General features: G+C 72.7%; 2 protein-coding genes. One reads left to right on the plus strand and one right to left on the minus strand.

The window, feature by feature from the left end:
* The coding region (locus tag GBZ26_RS27545; RefSeq protein WP_211104993.1) for a helicase-related protein at nucleotides 1-2,443 on the minus strand (2,443 nt) is incomplete at its 3' end.
* 172 nt (nucleotides 2,444-2,615) lie between these two features.
* On the opposite strand from GBZ26_RS27545, the gene GBZ26_RS27550 reads away from it, so the two are divergent.
* Complete coding sequence (locus tag GBZ26_RS27550; RefSeq protein ID WP_174441539.1) at nucleotides 2,616-4,247, plus strand: hypothetical protein; 1,632 nt, start codon at nucleotides 2,616-2,618, stop codon at nucleotides 4,245-4,247.
* The last annotated feature ends 71 nt before the right edge of the window (nucleotides 4,248-4,318 follow it).

Below are 4,318 nucleotides of genomic sequence, written 5' to 3' on the forward strand. Positions count from 1 at the left end.
GCTTGTGGCGCGGGTTGCGGCGGCGGCGCCAGGAGACCGCCCCATCCTCCGCCACCGAACGGGTGTAGCCAAGCCCCTTCATCACTGCCCCCAGCTCTTCCGGCTTGGCGCCGATCATCTGGGCCAGCGCCGGCTCGGCCACCGCCCGGCCCTCCTTGGCGGCGGTCAGCAGCTCGGTCTCCAGCCGGTCGAGCATGTCCACGCGCAGCGCCCGCGGCCCGGCCTCCGGATAGCCGATGGCGTCCCAGAAGGCGGGCGGCGCGCCGGTGGCCTCCACCGAGACACGGCCCGGCGGCGGGATCGGCACCGGCAGGGACAGCCGGTGCTTCACCGCCCACAGCAGCCCGCGCAGCTCCACCGCGCCCGGCTTGGCGAGCGCCGTCAGGTAGAGGTGCGACACGCCGAGCCGCACCCCGTGGCGGGACAGCGCCTTGCGGTCGGCCCTCTCCAGCCCCTCGACCATCGGGGCGACCGGCGCGCGGGGCATCGCCCCCATGTTCTCGACAAGCTGGAAGGCCAGCCCCCGCGCGGCGCCTGTGAGATCGGCCGCGTCGCGCAGCGCCAGCAGGGGGCGCAGCCGGGCGGCGACGCGGTCCTTCAGCCAGCGCTCCAAGCGGACACGCACGCGGTCGAGCTGCCCCTGGTCGAGCAGCCCCTCGTCGAAGGGCAGGACCGCCGGGGTCAGCACCGACGGGCCGGGGCCGAGCCGGGCCACCGGCAGCCCGTCCGCGGTCAGCACCCCGTCCAGCCCCAGGGCGAACACGTCGTCGGGCTCCTGCTCGAAGGCGCGCAGGCGCGATGCCACCTCCTCGCGGAGCGCGCGGCGGGCGGCGGTCAGCAGGGACTTGGCCTCCTCCGAGCGCTCCGGCGCGTCGGGGACGAAGCGGAAGCCCTCCAGCCGGCCCACCGGGTGCCCCTCCACCACCACCTCGCCGTCGGCGCGCACGCCGCCGATCAGGTCCCGCCCATCCTTCAGCGTGCGGACCAGCGTGGCCGAGCGGCGGTCGATGAAGCGCTGCGTCAGCCGCTCGTGCAGGGCGTCGGACAGCTTGTCCTCGATGGCGCGGGTGCGCGCCTGCCAGTGCACCGGGTCGGTCAGCCAGGAGGGCCGGTTGGAGATGTAGGTCCAGGTGCGGATGTGGGCGATGCGGGCGACCAGCGCGTCGATGTCGCCCTCGGTGCGGTCGAGCCGGGCGATCTGCTTGGCCGCCCAATCCTCGTCCAGCCGCCCGATGCCGGTGCGCAGCTGCCGGAAGATCTGCCCGAGCAGCCGGGTGTGGGCGTCCGACAGCACCTTGCGGAAGTCGGGGACCTGGCAGACCTCCCAGAGCAGGCGCACGTTGTCGCGGCCCTTGGCGAGGTCCATCACCTCATGGTCGCGGACCAGCGCCTGGAGCGCCAGATGGTCGTCGGCGTCGCGGGCGCGCAGCAGCTCCGGGATCGGCGGGCGCTCCTCCAGCGACTTCAGCAGGAAGCCCGGCGTGTCGAAGCGCAGCTTGCTGTTGCGCCACATCAGCGTCTTGATCGTCTCGAACTGGTGGTTCTCGACGCGGTCGACCACGTCGGCCTCCAGCTCCCCCACCTCGTCGGTGGTGCCGAAGGTGCCGTCGCGCATGTGCCGTCCGGCGCGCCCGGCGATCTGCGCCACCTCCGGCGCGCGCAGGCGGCGCGGGGCGAAGCCGTCGAACTTCACGATGCGGGCGAAGGCAACATGGTCGACGTCCATGTTCAGACCCATTCCGATGGCGTCGGTCGCCACCAGATAGTCCACCTCCCCCGCCTGATAGAGCCCGACCTGGGCGTTGCGGGTGCGCGGGGACAGCGCCCCCAGCACCACCGCCGTGCCGCCGCGCTGGCGCCGGATCATCTCGGCCAGCGCGTAGACGTCGGTCGCCGAGAAGGCGACGACGCAGGAGCGCGGCGGCAGGCGCGTCAGCTTGCGGTAGCCGGCGTAGGTGAGCTGAGAGAAGCGCGGCCGGCTGATGAACTCGGCCCGCGGCACCAGCCGGCGGATCAGCGGCTGCACCGTGTCGGAGCCGAGGAACATCGTCTCGACCAGCCCGCGCGCGTTGAGCAGCCGGTCGGTGAAGATGTGCCCGCGCTCCGGATCGGCGCAGAGCTGCACCTCGTCCACCGCCAGGAAGTCCACCGCCCGGTCGAGCGGCATGGATTCCACCGTGCACACCCAGTAGGACGGGCTGGGCGGCAGGATCTTCTCCTCCCCCGTCACCAGGGCCACGGCGTTTTTGCCCTTGATCGACACGATGCGGTCGTAGTTCTCGCGGGCCAGCAGGCGCAGCGGAAAGCCGATCATCCCCGTCCGGTGGCCGAGCATGCGCTCGATGGCGAGATGGGTTTTCCCGGTGTTGGTCGGCCCCAGCACGGCGACCACCCGGCCACCCGCACCCAGACCGCCCCCGGACGAAGAAAGGACAGAGGTCATAAGCGTAAGTTTTGGGCCTGGGGACCGGCAATGCAAGCGTCAGGGCGGCCGTGCCATGCTGCAACGCCCATCCGGGGCCGCACTCTTTGGGAAACGGTATAAAACCTCGGGCCGATGGACGGGCGCCGGTTATCCCGTCTACCCTGGCGCGCTCCACCCTAAGGGATTCCTCATGCGCCGTCTTCCCGCCCGTCCGCTCGCCGCCGCGCTGATGCTCGCAACGCTGGCGCTGCCGCCCGCCGCCGCCCGCGCCGAGGCGCCCCCGGTGACCGAGGACGGGGCCAGGGCGCTCGCCGCCGCGCTGAAGGACGGGCTGGCCCGCTGGTTCCCCAAGAGCGGCGAGGACGCGACCGAGCTGCGCTGGACCGGCGAGCCGGTGGCGACCCCGGCGGGCGACCATTACGAGGTCGCCCTGCCCGCCCTGACCGCGGTGTCGGACGACGGCACCACCGCCGACATCGGCACCATCCGCCTGACGGTGAAGCCGCAGGACGGCAACACCCACGCCGTCACCGCCACCCTGCCCGACCGCGTCGCCATCCTGGACAACGGCAAGCCGTCGGCCACCGTCACGCTGGGCCGCCAGCGCATCAGCGCCCTGTGGTCCGGCGCCTACGAGACGGCGCTGTCCATGGACGCCGAGCTTGGCGACCTGTCGGTCACCAGCGACCGCAAGGGCAAGAAGGGCAAGAAGGACGAGAGCGCCCTGACCGTCGGCGCCATCACCGTCGCCGGGGAGCTGAAGCCGGACGGCACCGCCGCCGCCGGCACCCCGCTGTGGAGCGGCCCCGGCGCCCTGTCCGTCAGCAACCTGCGCTTCCTCGACGAGACGAAGAAGGAGGTGCTGAACCTCGGCGGCCTGACGATGGAGGGCACCTACACCCGCGTCGACCTCGCCCGCGCCGACGCCATGCAGCGGCTGACCCAGACCCACGCCCTGGCCGGCACCCAGCCCCCGGCGGCGGAGTTGATCCCGCTGATGCAGAACCTGATGGGCGGGGCCAGCGGGCGCGTCCGCCTGTCCGGCCTGACCGCCCTGAACCCGGAGGACGGCACCCGCCTCGCCCTCGGCCAGCTCGTCCTGCGCGGCAGCGCCGAGGATCTGGACAAGCCGATGGCCTCGACCACCTTCGGGATCGAGTCCAGCGGCCTGACGCTGGAGCCGGAGGTGGCGCCGAAGGCCTTCATGCCGGACAAGCTGGACATCCAGCTCAGCACCGCGAAGCTGCCGACCGCCTCGCTGTGGCGGGCCTTCGCCGACCTCGCCACGCTGGCCGAGGCCCAGGCCGCCGCGGGTGAGGAGGACGAAGAGGAGGACGGCGAGGAGGAGGCCGCCCTGCCGGACGACGGGACCGACGAGGCCGAGATGGCCGCCATCGGCAACCGGCTGATGGGCGCCATGGCGGAGGTCGGGACGGAGCTGCGCATCGACCGCTTCGTCGTCAACACCCCGGCGACCTCCGGCACCATGACCGGCGCCCTGCGCATGGCCGCCAACTCCGCCTTCGGCGCGGTGGGCAGCAGCACCGTGCTGCTGCGCGGCCTGGACGCCGCCACCAAGGCGATGCAGCCCAAGCCGGGCAGGAAGGCCGACGAGAGCACCCAGAACGCGCTGGGGGTGATCGCCATGCTCCAGGCCTTCGGGCAGGCGTCCAAGGACGACGCCGGCAACGACGTGCGCAGCTACAAGATCGACGTCACCGAGACCGGCCAGCTCCTGCTGAACGGGGCGGACATGAGCGCGCTGATGGGCATGGGCCAGCCGGCGCCGGAGCCGGAACCGATCCAGGGCAAGAAGCGCTGAGGCAGCGGGAAGAGTTTTGCCCCCACCCTTCCCGCTTCGCGGGCCCCTTCCCTCCCCCGCTCTCGCAGGGG

Origin of the sequence: Azospirillum formosense (genome assembly GCF_013340925.1) — a bacterium.
GTDB lineage: Bacteria > Pseudomonadota > Alphaproteobacteria > Azospirillales > Azospirillaceae > Azospirillum > Azospirillum formosense.

Coding starts and splice junctions, on each gene's coding strand:
- GBZ26_RS27550 (WP_174441539.1), top strand. CDS start 2,616: ATGCGCCGTCTTCCCGCCCGTCCGCTCGCCGCCGCGCTGATGCTCGCA.